The organism is Streptomyces kebangsaanensis, assembly GCF_001906585.1.
Classification (GTDB): domain Bacteria; phylum Actinomycetota; class Actinomycetes; order Streptomycetales; family Streptomycetaceae; genus Streptomyces; species Streptomyces kebangsaanensis.
The window spans coordinates 13260-32319 of sequence record NZ_JUJA01000006.1; the positions used below are offsets into that span (position 1 = coordinate 13260).

20 protein-coding genes are annotated in these 19060 nt (G+C 72.6%); 5 read left to right on the top strand and 15 right to left on the bottom strand.

Features of this window, described 5'->3' with window-relative positions; genetic code table 11:
- Positions 1 to 222 precede the first annotated feature (222 nt).
- The 4 genes from RH94_RS00165 to afsQ1 all read right to left on the bottom strand — a co-directional run bounded on the left by RH94_RS00165 (position 223) and on the right by afsQ1 (position 3782).
- Positions 223 to 804 (bottom strand): VanZ family protein, encoded by a 582-nt coding sequence (locus tag RH94_RS00165; protein ID WP_073945648.1) that lies wholly within the window; start codon positions 802 to 804, stop codon positions 223 to 225.
- Between the two features lie 94 nt (positions 805 to 898).
- Positions 899 to 1504, bottom strand: a complete 606-nt coding sequence (locus RH94_RS00170; protein WP_073945649.1) for a hypothetical protein — start codon at positions 1502 to 1504, stop codon at positions 899 to 901.
- Positions 1501 to 3108, bottom strand: a complete 1608-nt coding sequence (locus RH94_RS00175) for a sensor histidine kinase (RefSeq protein ID WP_073945650.1) — start codon at positions 3106 to 3108, stop codon at positions 1501 to 1503. Before RH94_RS00175 ends, RH94_RS00170 begins: the two co-directional genes overlap by 4 nt.
- Positions 3105 to 3782 carry a two-component system response regulator AfsQ1 gene (afsQ1, locus tag RH94_RS00180; RefSeq protein WP_107428578.1) on the bottom strand — a complete coding sequence of 226 codons (678 nt, stop codon included), beginning with the start codon at positions 3780 to 3782 and terminating at the stop codon, positions 3105 to 3107. Before afsQ1 ends, RH94_RS00175 begins: the two co-directional genes overlap by 4 nt.
- Before the next feature lie 217 nt (positions 3783 to 3999).
- Between afsQ1 and RH94_RS00185 the strand changes: the two genes are divergently transcribed.
- Positions 4000 to 4740, top strand: coding sequence for a SigE family RNA polymerase sigma factor (locus RH94_RS00185; RefSeq protein WP_073945652.1), 741 nt, complete (start codon positions 4000 to 4002; stop codon positions 4738 to 4740).
- 216 nt (positions 4741 to 4956) lie between these two features.
- Here RH94_RS00185 and RH94_RS00190 read toward each other — a convergent pair whose 3' ends face one another.
- Positions 4957 to 5592, bottom strand: a complete 636-nt coding sequence (locus RH94_RS00190; RefSeq protein WP_388345836.1) for a uridine kinase family protein — start codon at positions 5590 to 5592, stop codon at positions 4957 to 4959.
- Between the two features lie 127 nt (positions 5593 to 5719).
- On the opposite strand from RH94_RS00190, the gene RH94_RS00195 reads away from it, so the two are divergent.
- The gene (locus RH94_RS00195) at positions 5720 to 6109 is read left to right on the top strand and encodes a hypothetical protein (RefSeq protein WP_073945654.1); all 390 of its coding nucleotides are present in this window, start codon (positions 5720 to 5722) and stop codon (positions 6107 to 6109) included.
- 74 nt (positions 6110 to 6183) lie between these two features.
- Here RH94_RS00195 and RH94_RS00200 read toward each other — a convergent pair whose 3' ends face one another.
- Genes RH94_RS00200 through deoC form a run of 3 tightly spaced genes read right to left on the bottom strand, consistent with a single transcriptional unit; the run spans position 6184 to position 9480 of the window.
- Positions 6184 to 7089: an aldehyde dehydrogenase family protein gene (locus RH94_RS00200; protein ID WP_073945655.1), complete on the bottom strand. Its 906-nt coding sequence runs from the start codon at positions 7087 to 7089 to the stop codon at positions 6184 to 6186.
- Positions 7079 to 8518, bottom strand: coding sequence for an aldehyde dehydrogenase family protein (locus RH94_RS00205; RefSeq protein WP_107428579.1), 1440 nt, complete (start codon positions 8516 to 8518; stop codon positions 7079 to 7081). Before RH94_RS00205 ends, RH94_RS00200 begins: the two co-directional genes overlap by 11 nt.
- Positions 8518 to 9480, bottom strand: coding sequence for a deoxyribose-phosphate aldolase (gene deoC / locus RH94_RS00210; RefSeq protein ID WP_073945657.1), 963 nt, complete (start codon positions 9478 to 9480; stop codon positions 8518 to 8520). Before deoC ends, RH94_RS00205 begins: the two co-directional genes overlap by 1 nt.
- 91 nt (positions 9481 to 9571) lie before the next feature.
- On the opposite strand from deoC, the gene RH94_RS00215 reads away from it, so the two are divergent.
- Entirely contained in the window at positions 9572 to 10318 is a 747-nt protein-coding gene (locus tag RH94_RS00215; RefSeq protein WP_073945658.1) for a PH domain-containing protein, read from the top strand.
- 103 nt (positions 10319 to 10421) lie between these two features.
- Here the strand turns inward: RH94_RS00215 and RH94_RS00220 are convergent, their stop codons facing one another.
- From RH94_RS00220 to RH94_RS00235, 4 genes are all read right to left on the bottom strand, one after another.
- Positions 10422 to 12068, bottom strand: coding sequence for a phospho-sugar mutase (locus RH94_RS00220; RefSeq protein ID WP_073945659.1), 1647 nt, complete (start codon positions 12066 to 12068; stop codon positions 10422 to 10424).
- A gap of 347 nt (positions 12069 to 12415) precedes the next feature.
- On the bottom strand, positions 12416 to 13240 hold the full coding sequence (locus RH94_RS00225; RefSeq protein ID WP_073945660.1) for a purine-nucleoside phosphorylase: 825 nt from the start codon (positions 13238 to 13240) through the stop codon (positions 12416 to 12418).
- Positions 13237 to 13590: a type II toxin-antitoxin system RelE family toxin gene (locus RH94_RS00230; RefSeq protein WP_073945661.1), complete on the bottom strand. Its 354-nt coding sequence runs from the start codon at positions 13588 to 13590 to the stop codon at positions 13237 to 13239. Before RH94_RS00230 ends, RH94_RS00225 begins: the two co-directional genes overlap by 4 nt.
- A 49-nt stretch (positions 13591 to 13639) precedes the next feature.
- Positions 13640 to 14077: a gamma-glutamylcyclotransferase gene (locus RH94_RS00235; protein WP_073945666.1), complete on the bottom strand. Its 438-nt coding sequence runs from the start codon at positions 14075 to 14077 to the stop codon at positions 13640 to 13642.
- Positions 14078 to 14181: 104 nt separating this feature from the next.
- Here RH94_RS00235 and RH94_RS00240 point away from each other — a divergent pair, with 104 nt between their 5' ends.
- Entirely contained in the window at positions 14182 to 15630 is a 1449-nt protein-coding gene (locus RH94_RS00240; RefSeq protein ID WP_073945662.1) for an NAD(P)H-quinone dehydrogenase, read from the top strand.
- 100 nt (positions 15631 to 15730) lie between these two features.
- On the top strand, positions 15731 to 16693 hold the full coding sequence (locus tag RH94_RS00245) for a DeoR/GlpR family DNA-binding transcription regulator (protein WP_073945663.1): 963 nt from the start codon (positions 15731 to 15733) through the stop codon (positions 16691 to 16693).
- Between the two features lie 57 nt (positions 16694 to 16750).
- Here RH94_RS00245 and RH94_RS00250 read toward each other — a convergent pair whose 3' ends face one another.
- The 3 genes from RH94_RS00250 to RH94_RS00260 form a co-directional block, all read right to left on the bottom strand.
- Positions 16751 to 16945: a hypothetical protein gene (locus RH94_RS00250; RefSeq protein WP_073945664.1), complete on the bottom strand. Its 195-nt coding sequence runs from the start codon at positions 16943 to 16945 to the stop codon at positions 16751 to 16753.
- A 25-nt stretch (positions 16946 to 16970) separates the two neighbouring features.
- Positions 16971 to 17177: a DUF6980 family protein gene (locus RH94_RS00255; RefSeq protein WP_073945665.1), complete on the bottom strand. Its 207-nt coding sequence runs from the start codon at positions 17175 to 17177 to the stop codon at positions 16971 to 16973.
- Between the two features lie 115 nt (positions 17178 to 17292).
- A partial coding sequence (locus RH94_RS00260) for an acetyl/propionyl/methylcrotonyl-CoA carboxylase subunit alpha (RefSeq protein WP_073945667.1) occupies positions 17293 to 19060 on the bottom strand: 1768 nt, incomplete at its 5' end.

The following is a 19060-nucleotide window of genomic DNA, read 5'->3' on the forward strand; positions in this document are numbered from 1 at the left end:
ATTGCTCCTTCACCTGCGGGGCGCTTTCAGCCGGTGTCGGGGGCCCGAACGCGCGGAGGCGCGGAGCGCTGAGCACGATCGGGCCCCCGACACCGGCGCGCCCCTACGGCTCAGTCGCGGCCGGCGCGTGGGAGCGGTGGGATGGGTGGGCCCTCGCCGTTCTCCTGGAGCGGGCAGGTTGCTCACCGGGCCCGGCGTCATGGAGCTTCGCTTGCCCTGACGTCACGGGGACGACGGCGGCACGGCGTCGGTCCACGGGGCGAGGCCCACCCTGGGGATGGTCGGAGTGCGCCCCTGGGGCGGGTCCTCCTGGCGTACGGCCGGCCGGTCCCGGTGTTCGGCCCTGTGGCGGAGGCGGGAGCGGCCCGCGGGAACGATCACCAGGTGGGCCAGGGCCACGCCCACGGTGTTGAGCAGCAGGACGTCCACGTCCACGACCCGGCCGGGCACGCCGGTCTGCAGCAGGGCTATGCCCAGCGAGACCAGGGCGCCGACGGCCAGCGTACGGATCAGGGAGGCCACCGGGGAGACGCGGAGTCTGCCGTGGGCCATCGGCAGCAGGACGCCCAGCGGAGCGAGCAGCGCGAGTCCCCCGCCGACGCGCCGGGCCGCCTCGAACCGGCCCAGTGCCAGGTCGGCGCGGATGGTGGCGAACGGGCGCAGGTTGGGCGGCGTCACCCAGGGGACGTCCAGCGGACGCAGCGTGAGCCAGGCGACGAGCGCGAGATGGGCGACAAGGAGGACACCCCCTGTCACACGGACGCGGATCGCGGCGCTGCCGCCGATGGAGCCTTGACGCTGCACGCTCCCCTAGACGCGGCCCCCGGCACGATCGGTTCCGGCAGGCGGGCACGCACCACCGTGCGAGCTGCGCCACACGTGTCCGGCCCCCCGTGCGTCAGTCGCCGGTCACCTGGGTCGACGGCGGCTTCGTGGTGCCCGGCCGGGAGCGCAACTCCTCGCTGCACAGGTAACGGCGCAGCCGGGTGTCGTCCGGGCCGCCGAGGACCACGGAGCCGTCGCCCTCGGCGGCCGCCGAGTCGGACAGCGTGCAGACGATCTGTGCGAGGGCGTACGGGGTGAGGCCGTCCGGCGCGGTGCTCAGCCGGAGCGTTTCCCCGGGGTCCTTGGGGTGCGGACCGGTGACGGTCAGCCCGCCGGGGACGTGCGTGGTGTACCCGGCCGCCGACTCGCCGGCCGACGGTGTCGCGGCGAGCTGGCCGAGCAGCCCCTGTGCCACGATCACGCGCCGCTGTGCGTCCGCCGTGTCCTCCGGCACGCGTACCGTCCGGTCGACGGCCACCAGCGACGAGCCGCACAGCAGGAACACCTGCACGGGCACTCCGCGCGGGGGCTGCGCGGTCACGTCCGGCTGGGACAGCGAGCAGGGCACGCGGGAGGGCGCGGCGCCGAAGTCCGTGGGCACCTCGGTGGGGCGGATCCCGCAGCCGGTGAGCAGCAGGGCCAGGGCGGGCAGCACCGGCAGGAGTCGGCGTACGTTCACCGGGCGGCCTCCTTCGGGCCGGCGCCCTTCCCGTCGCTCTTCCCGCTGTCCTTGCCGCTCTCCGCCTTCTCCGCCCTCTCCGCCGCGAGCGCCGAGGCGTCCCGCGGCAGTCGCAGCGTGAACACCGCGCCCCCCTCGGGGGAGTTGGCCGCGGTGATGCCGCCGCCGTGGATGTGGGCGTTGTTCAGGGCGATGGACAGGCCGAGGCCGCTGCCCTCGGAGCGCGGCCGGGAGGCGCTCGCCTTGTAGAACCGGTCGAAGACGTGCGGCAGCACCTCCTCCGGGATGCCGGGGCCGTGGTCGCGGACCTGGATGACGATCTCCTCGGCCGCCTCACGGACCGAGACCCGCACCGGCGAGCCGCCGTGCTTGAGCGCGTTGCCGACGAGGTTGGCGAGGATGACGTCCAGGCGGCGCGGGTCGAGGCGGGCGTGGATGCCGCGCTCGGCGTCCAGCTCGACCGCGTCCAGCCAGGCGCGGGTGTCGATGCAGGCGGTGATCTGGTCGGCGATGTCCACGTCGTCCAGGACGAGGCGGGCCGTGCCCGCGTCGAAGCGGGTGACCTCCATCAGGTTCTCGACCAGGTCGTTCAGCCGCCGGGTCTCGCTGACCACGAGCCGGACCGCGGGCTCGACCATCGGGTCGATGCCGCCGCTCTCGGAGTCCAGCTCCTCCTCCAGCACCTCCGTCACGGCGGTGATCGCGGTCAGCGGCGTACGCAGCTCATGGCTCATGTCCGCCACGAAACGGCGGGAGGCCTCGTCGCGGGCGGCCATGTCGGCGACCCGCTTCTCCAGCGCCTCGGCCGCGTTGTTGAACGTACGGGACAGATCGGCGAGTTCATCGGTGCCGGACACCCTGAGCCGGGTGTCGAGCTTGCCCTCGCCGAGCCGGCGCGCGGCGATTCCCAGCCGGTGCACCGGCTTCAGCACGGTCGTGGCGGCGGCCTGCGCGAGCAGCGCGGCGCCGATCAGCGCCAGGCCGGTGGCGACGCCCAGCGACCAGGCCAGCGAGTTGAGGTCCTTGGCCTCCGGCTCCAGCGACTTGAGCATGTAACCGGTCGGACCGTCCCCGACCACCTTGGTGCCGGCCACGAGGTACGGCGTGCCGTGCCGGACGACCCGCTGCCAGTACAGGTGGTACGGCGACTTGTTGGCCGAGGACAGCGGCTGCCGCTTGTTCACCGCGGTGCGCAGCGACTGGGGCACGTCCTGGAGCGAGAAGCCGCTCAGCCCGCCGGAGTTGCCGTACACCGTGCGGCCGTTCGTGTCCTGGCCGACCAGCAGCACGCTGAAGCGCTGGCTGCTGCCCGCCATCTGGCCCGCGGTGTGCTGCAGTTGGTCCTGCGACGGGCGTGCCGGCAGCGCGCCCGCGCGGTACTGCATCTCCTGCTGGAAGTCGCGCAGCACCGCGTCCTGCGCACGGGTCAGCACCGCCTCGCGGTTGAGCCAGTACGCGATCCCGGACGCCGACACGGCGGCGGTCAGCGCCACCAGCGCGAAGACGACGACCAGCCGCAGCCGCAGACTGGTGAACCGCAGCAGGGACAGAGCCCTCCCGCGCCTCGCGGCCCAGCCGCGGAACCCCTCTCGCTGTTCGGTCACTGAGGCGCGTCCAGGCGGTAACCGACTCCGCGCACGGTACGGATCAGCGTCGGGGACGACGGCACGTCCTCGACCTTGGCGCGCAGCCGCTGCACACAGGCGTCCACGAGCCGCGAGTCACCGAGGTAGTCGTGCTCCCACACCAGCCGCAGCAACTGCTGCCGGGACAGCGCCTGCCCGGGCCGCCGGCTCAGCTCCAGCAGCAGCCTGAGCTCGGTCGGGGTCAGCTGCAGGTCCTCGCCGTTCTTCGTCACCGTCATCGCCGCACGGTCGATGACGAGGCTGCCGAAGGCCGCCGAGTCGTTCGCCTCCCGCTCGCCGCGCCGCAGCACGGCCCGGATCCGGGCGTCCAGCACCCGGCCCTGGACCGGTTTGACGACGTAGTCGTCCGCTCCGGACTCCAGCCCGACCACCACGTCGATGTCGTCGTTGCGGGCGGTGAGCAGAATGATCGGCAGCTGGTCCGTGCGCCGGATGCGCCGGCACACCTCGAACCCGTCGATGCCGGGCAGCATCACGTCCAGCACGATCAGGTCCGGCCGCTGCTCGCGCAGCATCTTCAGACCGTCCTCACCACTGGCAGCGGTGGCCACCCGGTGCCCCTGGCGCGTCAGCGAGAGCTCCAGGGCCGTCCGGATGGCGTCGTCGTCCTCGATCAGCAACAGGGAAGGCACAGGCCTCATTCTGGCGCATACGGGGGCGGGGTTTCGACTCCCGGACAGCTACGCGCGGGTAGCGCCGTGTCATGACCTCTGTGACAGGCCTGTGACAGTCGGGGGACACGGCCATGAAGTCGCGCAGGCAAGCTTTTCGGCACGGGCAAGGAAGCGCGGAAGCCCGGAAGCACGACGGAACAGCCGGAACTCCGGAAGTCCACGAGGGGGGCGCGGGATGAACACGCTGCACAGCACCAGCGACAGCGCAGTGGTCACGCGTCTGCACGACATGGGCCGGGGTTCGTCGGAGAAGTCCGGTGCCGTGAGCGGGCGGGGGTGCGCTCGCGGCACCGGGCGTCAGCGCGCCGCGTACATGACGGTGGTTGACGCGCACACGGGGGAAACGCACGGGGGAACCGCGTACGGGGAGGGCTCGGGGGAGCGCCGCACCCTGTCGGAGGCGGAGTTCACCGCCTACGTCCAGGAGCGCCGCGCCTCCCTGTACGCAACCGCCTACCACCTCACCGGCGACCGCTTCGAGGCCGAGGACCTGCTGCAGAGCGCGCTGTTCTCGACGTACCGGGCGTGGGACCGGATCAGCGACAAGGCGGCGGTCGGCGGATACCTCCGCCGCACCATGACCAACCTGCACATCAGCGCCTGGCGGCGCCGCAAGCTCAACGAGTACCCGACCGAGGAACTGCCGGAGACGCCCGGCGACACGGACGCCATGCGCGGCACCGAGCTGCGCGCCGTCCTGTGGCAGGCGCTCGCCCGGCTGCCCGAACTCCAGCGCACCATGCTGGTCCTGCGCTACTACGAGGGCCGCACGGACCCGGAGATCGCGGACATCCTCGGCATCAGCGTCGGCACGGTGAAGTCCAGCATCTGGCGCTCCCTGCGCCGGATGCGCGAGGACGAGGCCCTCAGCTTCGGCCGTGACCAGGAGGAGTCCTTCGGCGAGCTCGTCGCCTGAACCGGCCGAAGGGCACGGGGGAACGGGGGAACGGGGAGGGGAGAAGCGGGGGGAACGGGGGAAGTCCGGGGGGACTCACGGGGGAACGACACGGGGGAACGTGGGGGAGCACCGAGGGAGCGGGGCTGGAGGGCCGGGGGGTCCTTCCAGCCCCGCTCTCGTTCCTGCACGCGCGGGTGTGCGGTACGTCCGTCCCGTCCGCCCGCCGTACGCCGCCTACGCCACCGTCCGCGCCTGCGTCCGACGCCCCGCCCCCGCCGCCGCCAGCCGGCCCAGGGCCTCGTCGAGGTCGCAGGCGTGGGCGCCCAGCGCGACCTGACGGGCGACGATCGTCCGCTCGGCGCGCATCAGCCGCCAGCCGCGGCGCAGCAGGAACGGCACCGACTTGCGGCCCTCCTTCAGGTCCCGCAGGAAACGCCGGCGGAAGGTGGTGACCGGCCCGCGCGACAGGCACAGCGCGTCGGCCAGGACGCCAAGTTCCCGGCAGCGCTCCACGATCTCGGCGGCGAAGATGCCCTCCGCGATGAACAGCGGGGCGCGGCCGATGTGCAGCGGCTCCTCGCCGGTGCGGGCGCTCAGGGCGATGTCGTAGGCCGGCACCGTCGTGCTGCCCGTGGCGCACAGCCGAGTGATCGCCTCCACCGCGGCGTCCGCGTCCCACGAGCCGGGGTGGTCCCAGTCGATGTCCGAACTCCCCGTCACCAGCGGCAGGGTGGGGTCGTCACCCTCCTTGTAGAAGTCGTCGAGGCGCAGCACGGGCAGCCCGGAACGGGCGGCGACCAGGGACTTGCCCGAGCCGGAGGGACCGCAGAGCAGCACGACACGGGCGGATGACGGGAGATGAGAGCTCACGGAACACCAGTTTGACGCATGGCGGCACCCCTGCCGACCCCGCGGGGCGGCTTTGGAGCGTGGCCTACATCTCAACTACGCTGTGCGCCGACCTCGTTACCCAGTGCAGTAGAAGGTGGTATCGGCAATGGCCCGACACGCGTCCTCCCCCCGCTCCACCGCCCGGCGTGCCCTGCTCGCCGTCGCGACCGCCGGGGTCGCCCTGGGTGCGGGCGTGGCGACGGCCTCGGCGGACGTCCTCCCGGCCGCGGGCGGAGGCCACCGGCTGGGGCAGGCCGACCCGCAGGCGGCCGGGAGGGCGCTGACCGGCACGGTCCACCACGCCACCGGACCGGTCGCGGGCCTCAAGCCCAACCCCCTCGCGGGCACCGGCGTCGACCCGCTCGACAACGGCGTCGGCACCCAGGTCGCCGACTTCAGGCCGGTCGACTCGAGGATGCTCACGGGCCCGGTCGCCCAGGCCCCGTCGATCGGCGGCATCCCGGTGGCGGGCCAGGCGCTCGGCGCGGTGCGCTGACGCCCCGGACGTACGCGAAAGAGCCGCGTCCCCCTCCCGGTGGAGGGGGACGCGGCTCTCGTCCGTGGGGCGGCTCAGTACGACGAGCCCGACGCGCCCAGCGAGCCCGTGGGGTGCCAGACCGTCTTCGTCTCCAGGAAGGCCGTCAGGCGGTCGATGCCCGGGGCCGCGGAGTAATCCACAGGCTGTGGACGAAGGACGCGCTTGAGGTTGTCCGCCGCCGCGATCTCCAGTTCCCTGGCCAGCTCCTCGTCGGCGCCCGTCAGGTCGATCGCGTTGACGTCCTGGTGGGCGGCGAGCGGCGCGGCGATCTCCGCCGTGCGGCCGGACAGGACGTTGACGACACCGCCGGGCAGGTCGGAGGTGGCCAGCACCTCGCCCAGGGAGAGGGCGGGCAGCGGGGACTTCTCGGAGGCGACGACGACCGCCGTGTTGCCGGTCGCGACCACCGGGGCGATCACCGAGACCAGGCCCAGGAACGACGACTCCTGCGGGGCCAGGACCGCCACGACGCCCGTCGGTTCCGGCGTGGAGAGGTTGAAGAACGGGCCCGCCACCGGGTTGCCGCCGCCCACTACCTGGGCGATCTTGTCGGTCCAGCCCGCGTACCAGACCCAGCGGTCGATCGCCGCGTCCACCTGGGCGGCGGCCTTCGGCTTCGACAGGCCCTCCGCGTCGGCCACTTCGCGGACGAACTGCTCGCGGCGGCCCTCCAGCATCTCCGCGACGCGGTACAGGACCTGGCCGCGGTTGTACGCCGTCGCGCCGGACCACGCACCGAACGCCTTGCGGGCGGCGACGACGGCGTCACGGGCGTCCTTGCGGGAGGACAGCGGTGCGTTCGCCAGCCAGTTGTCCTTCGAGTCCGTCACCTCGTACACCCGGCCGCTCTCGGAACGCGGGAACTTCCCGCCGACGTACAGCTTGTAGGTCTTGAAGACCGACAGTCGGGGCTCGGTCTTTTCCGTCTTATCGGACATCGAGGTATGCCTCCAGGCCGTGGCGGCCGCCCTCGCGGCCGAAGCCCGACTCCTTGTAGCCGCCGAAGGGCGAGGTCGGGTCGAACTTGTTGAACGTGTTGGACCAGATCACGCCCGCGCGCAGCTTGTTCGCCACCGCCAGGATGCGGGAGCCCTTCTCCGTCCAGATGCCCGCCGACAGGCCGTACGGCGTGTTGTTGGCCTTGGCGACGGCCTCGTCCGGGGTGCGGAAGGTGAGGACGGACAGCACCGGACCGAAGATCTCGTCGCGGGCGATGGTGTGCGCCTGGGTGACGTTCGTGAACAGCGTCGGCGCGAACCAGTAGCCGGAGGACGGCAGTTCGCAGGCCGGCGACCAGCGCTCGGCGCCCTCCGCCTCGCCCTGCTCGGCGAGCGCGGTGATCCGGGCCAGCTGCTCGGCGGAGTTGATCGCGCCGATGTCGGTGTTCTTGTCCAGCGGGTCGCCCAGGCGCAGGGTGGAGAGCCTGCGCTTGAGGGAGTCGAGCAGCTCGTCGTGGATCGACTCCTGGACCAGCAGGCGCGAGCCCGCGCAGCAGACCTGGCCCTGGTTGAAGAAGATGCCGCTCACGATGCCCTCGACGGCCTGGTCGATCGGGGCGTCGTCGAAGACGATGTTGGCGCCCTTGCCGCCGAGTTCGAGGGTGAGCTTCTTGCGGGTGCCGGCCACCGTGCGGGCGATCTCCTTGCCGACCGCCGTGGAGCCGGTGAAGGCGACCTTGTTCACGTCGGGGTGCGCGACGAGGGCGGCGCCCGCGTCGCCGTAGCCGGGAAGGATGTTGACGACACCCTTCGGCAGGCCCGCCTGGCGGCAGATGTCCGCGAAGAACAGCGCCGAGAGGGGGGTCGTCTCGGCGGGCTTGAGCACGACCGTGTTGCCGGTCGCGAGGGCCGGGGCGATCTTCCACGCCAGCATCAGCAGGGGGAAGTTCCAGGGGATGACCTGGCCGGCCACGCCCAGGGGCTTCGGGTCCGGGCCGAAGCCCGCGTGGTCCAGCTTGTCGGCCCAGCCCGCGTAGTAGAAGAAGTGCGCGGCCACCAGGGGCAGGTCCGCGTCCCTCGTCTCCTTGATCGGCTTGCCGTTGTCCAGCGTCTCCAGGACCGCCAGCTCGCGGCTGCGCTCCTGGATGATGCGGGCGATGCGGAACAGGTACTTGGCGCGCTCGGAGCCGGGCAGCGCCGACCACTTCCCGAAGGCCTTCCGGGCGGCCTCGACCGCGCGGTCCACGTCGGCCTCACCGGCCTGGGCGACCTCGGAGAGCACCTCTTCCGTACTGGGGGAGACGGTCTTGAAGACCTTGCCGTCCGCCGCCTCGCCGAACTCCCCGTCGATGAACAGGCCGTAGGACGGGGCGATGTCGACGATCGCGCGCGACTCGGGCGCGGGTGCGTACTCGAATGCCATGGTGATCAGTCCACCGTCACGTAGTCGGGGCCGGAGTAGCGGCCGGTGGCCAGCTTCTGACGCTGCATCAGCAGATCGTTCAGGAGCGAGGAGGCGCCGAAGCGGAACCAGTGGTTGTCCAGCCAGTCCTCGCCGACGGTCTCGTTGACCAGGACGAGGAACTTGATCGCGTCCTTGGAGGTGCGGATGCCGCCGGCCGGCTTCACGCCGACCTGCACGCCGGTCTGCGCCCGGAAGTCGCGGACGGCCTCCAGCATGAGCAGGGTGTTGGCCGGGGTGGCGTTGACGGCGACCTTGCCGGTGGAGGTCTTGATGAAGTCGGCGCCCGCCAGCATGCCGAGCCAGCTCGCCCGGCGGATGTTGTCGTACGTCGACAGCTCGCCGGTCTCGAAGATGACCTTCAGGCGGGCGGAGGTCCCGCAGGCCTCCTTCACGGCGGCGATCTCGTCGTACACCTTCAGGTACTTGCCCGCGAGGAACGCCCCGCGGTCGATGACCATGTCGATCTCGTCGGCGCCCGCGGCGACCGCCTCGCGCACGTCCGCCAGCTTGACGCCCAGCGGCGCGCGGCCGGCCGGGAAGGCGGTGGCGACCGAGGCGACCTTCACGCCCGAGCCGGCGACGGCCTCCTTGGCGACGGTCACCATGTCGGGGTAGACGCAGACGGCCGCGGTGGCGGGGGCCGTACGGTCCGTGGGGTCGGGGTGGACCGCCTTGGCGCCGAGCGCCCGGACCTTGCCCGGGGTGTCCGCGCCTTCCAGCGTCGTCAGGTCGACCATCGAGATGGCGAGGTCGATGGCGTACGCCTTCGCGGTGGTCTTGATGGAACGGGTGCCGAGCGAGGCGGCGCGCGCCTCCAGGCCGACCGCGTCGACGCCGGGCAGCCCGTGGAGGAAGCGGCGCAGCGTGCTGTCGGACGCGGTGACGCCGGCGAGTGCAGCAGGTGCAGCGGGTGCAGTGGTGGGCATGGTCACCAGGCGAGCATATCTACGCGCGTAGCAGCTGTACAGCCCCGAGGCTCATCTCATCCACTTCGGGGCGTCGGGCACAATCGGGGCCATGACGACGCCCGAGCACGAGTCCAGCGCGCCGCAGCCGCAGAGCCCCGAGAGCAGGGACCGGGTCTTCCGGTCGTCCGCAGGCATCGCGGGCGGTGCCCTGCTGCTCGCCATCGTCGGGTGGCTGGGCGTCGACGCGCTGGTCACCGGAGGGGGCCGTGTCCCGTGGCTGGCGCTCGCCGCGATGATCCTCGTCGTGCCGCTCGTGGTCGCCTTCACCCTGCGGCCCGCCGTGTACGTCAACGCCGAGCGGCTGCGCGTCCGCAACCCCTTCCGCGTGATCGTGCTGCCCTGGGGCCAGGTCTCCGGGCTGCGCTCCGGCTACTCCAACGAGGTCCTCGACCGGTCCGGCGCCAAGTACCAGCTGTGGGCACTGCCCGTCTCCCTGCGGGCGCGCAAGCGGGCCGCCCGGCAGGAGGCGCGGGCCGCCGCCGCGGGTGTGCGCGAGGCGGGCGGTGCGGGTGGCGCGGGGCGGACCGGGGCCGGTGGGCGCGGGGGCAGCGCCTTCGGGTTCGGGGGGCCGGGGCGCGGGTCGGGCGTCAGTGCCGGTGCCGGTGCCGGTGCCGGGGGCGACGGGCGCATCCGTGCGGAGACCGACCAGTACATGGACGATCTGCGGGAGATGCAGGAACGGTACGGCAATGCCGAGGCCGCCCAGGGCGAGGTGAGCGTCCGCTGGGCGTACGAGATCGTCGGGCCGGCGGTGGCCGGCGCGGTGGTGCTGGCGATTCTGCTGGCGGTGGGGTGACGGGCCCCCGTCGGCGGACCGGGAACGGGAAAGGGTGCCCCTCTGGGTGAGGGGCACCCTTTTCGCTTTGTTCCGCCCTGTTCCGCTTCGGTACGGCTGCGGGTCAGATGCCGGCGGCCGTGGACAGGTCCCGCTTGATCGACTCCAGGAGGCCGGCGGCCTTCGCGCGGGCCGCCGGGAGGCCGGCGTGGGTGCCGACCGGGACCACGACCTCCAGGTAGCACTTCAGCTTGGGCTCCGTGCCGCTGGGACGGACCACCACGCGGGCGCCGTCGAGGGTGTAGCGGAGGCCGTCCGTGGGGGGCAGGGTGCCGGTGCCCCGGGTGAGATCCTCGGAGCGGGTGATGGGCAGGCCCGCGAGTTCGGTCGGGGGCTGCTCGCGCAGGCGGCGCATCGCGTCGGCGATCAGCGAGAGGTCCTGGACGCGGACCGAGAGCTGGTCGGTGGCGTGCAGTCCGTGCTCGACGGCGAGGTCGTCGAGGAGGTCCAGGAGGGTGCGGTTCCGTTGTTTCAGGTGTGAGGCCAGTTCCGTGATCAGCAGGGCCGCGGTGATGCCGTCCTTGTCGCGTACGCCGTCGGGATCCACGCAGTAGCCGAGGGCCTCCTCGTAGCCGTAGCGCAGGCCCTCCACGCGGGCGATCCACTTGAAGCCGGTGAGGGTTTCCGCGTAGGGCAGGTCCGCCTTCTCGGCGATGCGGCCGAGGAGGGAGGACGACACGATCGACTCCGCGAACGTGCCGGTGGCTCCCCGGGCGACCAGGTGGGCGCCCAGGAGTGCGCCGACCTCGTCGCCGCGCAGCATGCGCCAGTCCCCGCCGTCCTTGACGGCCACGGCGCAGCGGTCCGCGTCCGGGTCGTTGGCGATGATCAGGTCGGGGTCCGTCTCGCGGGCCTTCGCGAACGCCAGGTCCATCGCGCCGGGCTCCTCCGGGTTGGGGAAGGCCACGGTCGGGAAGTCCGGGTCCGGCTCCGCCTGTTCGGGGACCAGGTCGGGGGCGGGGAAGCCGGCGCGGGCGAAGGCGGCGAGGAGGGTGTCCTTGCCGACGCCGTGCATCGCCGTGTAGACGGTGCGGGCGGTGCGCGGGGAGCCGGGGCTCAGCACGGCGTCCGTGCGGGCGAGGTAGGCGTCGTGGACGTCCTCGCCGAGGGTCTCCCAGCCGGAGTCCGGGCGGGGGACGTCGGCGAGGGCGGTGATCGCGTCGATCTCGGCGGCGATGCCGGCGTCGGCGGGCGGGACGATCTGGGAGCCGTCGCCCAGGTAGACCTTGTAGCCGTTGTCGCGGGGCGGGTTGTGGCTGGCGGTGACCTCCACGCCGGCGACCGCGCCGAGGTGCCGGATGGCGAAGGCGAGGACGGGGGTGGGGAGGGGGCGGGGGAGCACGGCGGCGCGCAGGCCGGCGCCGGTCATGACGGCGGCGGTGTCGCGGGCGAAGTCCTCGGACTTGTGGCGGGCGTCGTAGCCGATGACGACGAGGCCTGCGTTCTCGTCCCCGTGGGGGGTCCCGTTGTTCTTCAGGTACGCGGCGAGGCCGGCGGCGGCCCGGATGACGACGGAGCGGTTCATGCGCAGGGGGCCGGCGCCGAGTTCGCCGCGCAGGCCGGCGGTGCCGAACTGGAGGGTGCCGGCGAAGCGGGCGGCGAGTTCCTTGACGTCCTCGGTGTCGATGAGGCGGGCGAGTTCGTCACGGGTGTCCGGGTCGGGGTCCTCGGCGAGCCACGCCTTGGCCCTTGCGATGAGGTCGTCGTGCACGGTTCCGTCAGCCTCTCGTGTGGTGGTGCGGGGGCCTCCGGCGGTTCGGGCCGGGGCCTGCGGTGTGTGGGTGGGGCGGGGCCGTGGGGTGCGGGGGCCTCCGGCGGTGGGTGCGGGTGCGCCCGCGGTGTGTGGGTGCCTCCGGCGGTGGGTGCGGGTGCGCCCGCGGTGTGTGGGTGGGGCGGGGCCGTGGGGGTGCGTCCAGCCCGCCGCGCACGGGCGTACTGCTGTGGGCTGCCACGGCCGGCCTGGGCAGGGACGAAGTGTGCGGCGGGCTGTGGACGCACCCCCACGGCCCCTTCCGCCGTCGTGCGGCCGTCCTGTCGTCGGGGGTGCTGTCCGGTTCCTTACAGGCGGTCCAGTACCCGGGTCAGGAGGGAGCCCATGCGGGTGGCGCTGTCCCGGCCCGCCTGGAGGACCTCCTCGTGGTTGAGGGGTTCGCCGGTCATGCCGGCGGCGAGGTTGGTGACCAGGGAGATGCCGAGGACCTCGGCGCCGGCCTCGCGGGCGGCGATGGCCTCCAGGACCGTGGACATGCCGACCAGGTCCGCGCCGATGACGCGGGCCATGCGGATCTCGGCCGGCGTCTCATAGTGCGGGCCGGGGAACTGGGCGTAGACGCCCTCCTCGAGGGTGGGGTCGACCTCCTTGCACAGGGCGCGCAGGCGGGGGGAGTAGAGGTCGGTGAGGTCGACGAAGTTGGCGCCGACGATCGGGGAGGTGGCCGTCAGGTTGATGTGGTCGCTGATCAGCACGGGCTGGCCGGGGCGCATGCCCTCGCGCAGGCCGCCGCAGCCGTTGGTGAGCACGATCGTCTTGCATCCGGCCGAGACGGCGGTGCGCACGCCGTGGGCCACGGCGGCCACGCCCCGGCCCTCGTAGTAGTGGGTGCGGCCGAGGAAGACCAGGGCGCGCTTGTTCCCGATGGCGTACGAGCGGATCTTGCCGCCGTGGCCCTCCACCGCCGGCGGCGGGAATCCGGGCAGCTCGGTGACCTGGAGCTCGGCGTCGGGGGTCCCCAGGGCGTCGACGGCCGGAGCCCAGCCGGAGCCCATCACGAGGGCGACGTCGTGGGTCTCGGCACCGGTGAGTTCCCGCAGGCGCGTGGCGGCGGCGTCGGCGGCGGCGTAGGGGTCGCCCTGGAGGTCGTCCGGAAGGAGAGATGCGTTCACGTCGTCGAGGGTATCCGGTATTCGCCTACGCGCGTAGATGACGGAGGGTGCGGGAATGAGATCGTTGTCTTGTCGTTTCCGACGAGGACGTCTTCTTCATGGAAGACCGCTACGACGAGAATCACCAGCCGCGCTCGGCTGACCGTGTACCTCACCAGGATGTCCCGCGTGAGGCGGATCGTGCGCTCGGCGCCGGTGGAGCCGACGGGACGCGAGACGGTCGGGAAAGGGTCGCCCGCCAGGAGTGCGACGCCCTTGTCGAAGGCAGCCCGGCGGCGGTCGCCGAGTCCGTCTCGGGCCCTGGTGGCCTGCACGGTGAAGTGGGTCTCGTACGGGGGTGTGCGGGCCATGTGCTCTCCGGGCGGTGCGGGGACGGCCCCACGGTAGGGGGTGGGACCGTCAGCACGGTCTCTTGCGCAGCTCCATCACGTAATCGTGTGGTGCTCCCGCCGATTCCGCCGCGTCGGCGATCTCGCCGAGGTAGCGGGCGGAGGGGAGGCCGCCCTCGTAGGCGTTGAGGACGTAGGTCCAGGCCGGCTCCTCGCCGTCGAGGGTGTGGGCGCGGACGCGTGTGCGCCGGTAGAGGTCCAGGCCCACGCCCACCCAGCGGTCGAGGGCGTCCTCGTCCATGGGGGCGATGTCGTACAGCGCGACGAAGACCTGCGAGAGCGGGTCCTCGACGAGCGTGGCCAGCGCGCCCTCCCAGCCCATGTGCTCGCCCCCGAAGGTCAGCCGCCAGCCGTTCAGCCAGCCCGTGGCGCGCAGCGGCGAGTGCGGGGCGCGGCGGGACATCAGCCGCGCGTCGAGGTTGCCGGCGTACGCGGCGTAGAGCGACATGGGTCGAGCGTACGGCAGCGGTGCGCTCGCCCCGCCGATCTCGGGGACCACGGAAAACGGGCGGTCGCGCCCCGGGGCGGTAGCACCTTGAGCGGTGCGGGACAATGGGGTACGTGACTCGGATCGTGATCATCGGTGGTGGACCCGGCGGCTACGAAGCGGCGCTGGTGGCGGCGCAGCTCGGCGCGGAGGTGACCGTCGTCGACTGCGACGGTCTGGGCGGAGCGTCGGTACTGACCGACTGCGTGCCGTCGAAGACGCTCATCGCCACGGCCGAGGTGATGACCACCTTCGACTCGTCGTACCAGGAACTGGGGATCATCGTCGCCGACGACACTCCCCCGATGGAGCAGTCCGCCCGGGTGGTGGGCGTCGACCTGGGGAAGGTCAACCGCCGTGTGAAGCGGCTGGCGCTCGCCCAGTCCCACGACATCACCGCGTCCGTGACGCGCGCCGGCGCCCGGGTGATGCGCGGGCGCGGCCGGCTGGAGGGCATGCAGGCGCTCGACGGTTCGCGGAAGGTCGTCGTCACGGCGGCGGACGGCAGCGAGGAGACGCTCACCGCGGACGCGGTGCTCATCGCGACCGGCGGGCACCCGCGCGAGCTGCCCGACGCCCAGCCGGACGGCGAGCGCATCCTGACCTGGACCCAGGTCTACGACCTCACCGAGCTGCCCGAGGAGCTCATCGTGGTGGGCTCCGGCGTGACCGGTGCCGAGTTCGCCGGTGCCTACCAGGCGCTCGGGTCGAAGGTCACGCTGGTGTCGTCCCGGGACCGCGTGCTGCCGGGCGAGGACCCGGACGCGGCGGCCGTGCTGGAGGACGTCTTCCGGCGCCGCGGCATGAACGTCATGGCGCGCTCGCGGGCCGCCGCGGCCAAGCGGGTCGGGGACCGGGTGGAGGTGACCCTGGCCGACGGGCGCGTCATCACCGGCTCGCACTGCCTGATGGCCGTCGGCGCCATCCCGAACAGCGCGGGGCTGGGCCTGGAGGAGGCCGGCGTCAAGCTGCGCGATTCCGGTCACATCTGGACCGACAAGGTGTCGCGCACGACGGCTCCGGGCGTGTACGCGGCCGGTGACGTGACCGGTGTCTTCGCGCTGGCGTCGGTGGCGGCGATGCAGGGACGTATCGCCATGTACCACTTCCTGGGCGACGCGGTGGCCCCGCTGAACCTCAAGACGGTCTCGGCCAACGTCTTCACCGACCCCGAGATCGCCACCGTCGGCTACAGCCAGGCCGACGTGGACGCCGGCAAGATCGACGCCTGCTGCGTGAAGCTGCCGCTGCTGCGCAACCCGCGCGCCAAGATGCAGGGCATCCGGGACGGCTTCGTCAAGATCTTCTGCCGGCCGGGCACGGGCATCGTGGTCGGCGGCGTGGTCGTGGCGCCGCGCGCCTCGGAACTCATCCACCCCATCTCGATCGCCGTCGACAACAACCTGACGGTCGAACAGGTCGCGAACGCCTTCACCGTCTACCCCTCGCTGTCGGGTTCGATCGCCGAGGTGGCCCGGCAGTTGCACACGCGCAAGACGACGGGCGAGGGATAGGGCGGTCCCTATACCACTTCGCGTCCTGCTGTGCGAACAACTTCTGCTATTCGGCGCAAACCGCTGAAAGCAGACGGTCGCTGGCATTACTGTCAGTTTCGTGTTCGCTGCTGAACGTCGCCAACTGATCCTCGAAATGGTGCGAGCGAACGGTGCCGTGTCGCTCCGTGAACTCGCCCGCGTCGTCCAGACCTCCGAAGTGACCGTACGGCGGGACGTGCGGGCACTGGAGGCCGAAGGACTCCTCGACCGCCGACACGGCGGTGCGGTACTCCCGGGAGGGTTCACCCGGGAGTCCGGCTTCCCGCAGAAGTCGCACCTCGCGACCGCGGAGAAGACGGCCATCGCCGACCTCGCCGCGGGACTCGTCGAAGAGGGCGAGGCGATCGTCGTCGGGGCGGGTACCACCACGCAGGAGCTGGCACGCCGGCTCGCCCGGGTGCCCGGCCTGACCGTCGTCACCAACTCCCTCCTGGTCGCCCAGGCGTTGGCCCACGCCAACCGCGTGGAGGTCGTGATGACCGGAGGCACCCTGCGCGGCTCCAACTACGCGCTCGTCGGGTCGGGGGCCGAGCAGTCGCTGCACGGCCTGCGGGTGTCCAAGGCCTTCCTGTCGGGGAGCGGCCTGACCGCCGAGCGGGGGCTGTCCACCTCCAACATGCTGTCGGCGTCCGTCGACCGGGCCCTCGTCCAGGCCGCCACGGAGGTCGTGGTCCTCGCCGACCACACCAAGCTCGGTACGGACACGATGTTCCAGACCGTGCCGACCGAGTTCATCACCCGCCTGGTGACGGACGACCCCCCGCCCCACGACGACCGCGCGGCCACCGAACTGCAGGCCCTGGCGGACCAGGGCGTCCAGATCTCCGTGACGGGCGGGACGGGAATGACGGCGGCCGACCAGCCCCCGGTCCGCGGCGACCGCCGCCGGGACGTCCCCCTTCCAGGGCCGCGCCGCACCCAGTCCCCGGGCGCGAACCTGCGACCGGCGTCCCTGGGCGGGGAGCAGCCGACCGGGACGGAGCGGCCGACGGCCAGGGTGGCGGACCTGCGGAGGCGGTGAGGCCCGGGCCCGGCCGGGCTGTGCCGACGCGCGGGTCCCGCTCGGCGCGGGTCCCGCTCAGTAGTCGCTCACCATGAGGACGTACACCGCCGCGACCACCACGGCGACGCTGCCGACGGCCGCGGCGATCAGACCGAGACCGAGCAGTCCGGTCACCCCCGCGATCACCTTCCACCCCAGCCGCGTCGCCCGGTCGGCCCTGCGGAGGGCCTCGTCGTAGTCGCTGTCGTCGTACCAGTCACCCTCGGTCATGGCCCCGCACCCCCTGGAGGGGATGCTACGCGGACTGCGAGAGCCGTTGCCCGCACCAGGGACAGAAGGCGATCGTGATGCTCGAGGTGCCGCCGTCGTGAATGATCAGGCCGTACTCCTGGGACTCGGCGTGGAACTGCACCAGGGCGTCCGGGCAGTCGAAGGGGTCGCTGTGCCGGTCGCAGTGCCAGTCCGCCCGGTCCGTCATCAGTTCGCAGCAGTGGTGGGTCATGGCCTGAGCTTTCGTGGTCAGGGCCGCGGCGGTGGGGCGCGACACCGGGAACAAGGCGCGGCGCCCGGCGGTCCGCTCGCGCGGTTCGCCGGGCGCCCGGTGGTGCGGTGGGGGTTCAGTCCTTGATTTCGCAGATGGGGGCGCCGGAGGTGAGGGAGGCGCCGACCTGGGCGGTGAGGCCCTTGACGGTGCCGCTCCTGTGGGCGTTGAGGGGCTGTTCCATCTTCATGGCCTCCAGGACGACGACGAGGTCGCCCTCGGTGACCTGCTGGCCCTCCTCGACGGCGACCTTGACGATGGTGCCCTGCATGGGGGAGGCGAGGGTGTCGCCGGAGGCGGCGGGGCCGGTCTTCTTCGCGGCGCGGCGCTTGGGCTTGGCGCCGGCGGCCAGGCCGGTGCGGGCCAGGGACATGCCCAGGGAGGCGGGCAGGGAGACCTCCAGGCGCTTGCCGCCGACCTCGACGACGACGGTCTCGCGGTTGCTCTCCTCCTCGGCCTCGCCGTCCACGGCGGCGGCGAACGGCTTGATGTCGTTGGTGAACTCGGTCTCGATCCAGCGGGTGTGGACGGTGAACGGCTCGGTGCTGCCGGTGAGTTCGGGGGCGAAGGCGGGGTCGGTCACCACCGCGCGGTGGAAGGGCAGGGCGGTGGCCATGCCCTCGACCTGGAATTCGTCCAGGGCGCGGGCGGCGCGCTGGAGGGCCTCGGCGCGGGTGCGGCCGGTGACGATGAGCTTGGCGAGCAGGGAGTCCCAGGCGGGGCCGATGACGGAGCCGGACTCCACGCCGGCGTCCAGGCGCACGCCGGGGCCGGTGGGCGCGTCGAAGCGGGTGACGGTGCCGGGGGCGGGCAGGAAGCCTCGGCCGGGGTCCTCGCCGTTGATGCGGAACTCGAAGGAGTGGCCGCGCAGCGGCGGGTCGTCGTAGCCGAGCGGCTCGCCGTCGGCGATGCGGAACATCTCGCGGACCAGGTCGAGGCCGGCGACCTCCTCGGTGACCGGGTGTTCGACCTGCAGGCGGGTGTTGACCTCGAGGAAGGAGATGGTGCCGTCCTGGCCGACGAGGAATTCCACGGTGCCGGCGCCGACGTAGCCGGCCTCCTTCATGATGGCCTTGGAGGCGCGGTAGAGCTCGGCGGTCTGCTCGTCGGTGAGGAAGGGGGCGGGGGCCTCCTCGACGAGTTTTTGGTGGCGGCGCTGCAGGGAGCAGTCGCGGGTGGAGACGACGACGACGTTGCCGTGGGTGTCGGCCAGGCACTGGGTCTCGACGTGGCGGGGGCGGTCGAGGTAGCGCTCGACGAAGCACTCGCCGCGGCCGAAGGCGGCGGTGGCCTCGCGGACGGCGGAGTCGTACAGCTCGGGGACCTCCTCCAGGGTGCGGGCGACCTTCAGGCCGCGGCCGCCGCCGCCGAAGGCGGCCTTGATGGCGATGGGCAGGCCGTGCTGCTTGGCGAAGGCGACGACCTCGTCGGCGCCGGCGACGGGGTCGGGGGTGCCGGCGACCAGGGGGGCGCCGGCGCGCTGGGCGATGTGCCGGGCGGCGACCTTGTCGCCCAGGTCGCGGATGGCCTGCGGGGGCGGGCCGATCCAGGTCAGGCCGGCGTCGAGGACGGCCTGGGCGAAGTCGGCGTTCTCCGAGAGGAAGCCGTAGCCGGGGTGGATGGCGTCCGCGCCGGATTCCTTGGCGGCCTTCAGGACCTTGTCGATGTCCAGGTAGCTGGTGGCCGGGGTGTCACCGCCCAGGGCGAACGCCTCATCCGCGGCGCGGACATGCAGAGCGTCCCGGTCCGGGTCGGCGTAGACGGCCACGCTCGCGATCCCGGCGTCCCGGCAGGCCCGGGCCACGCGGACAGCGATTTCGCCACGGTTGGCGATGAGCACCTTG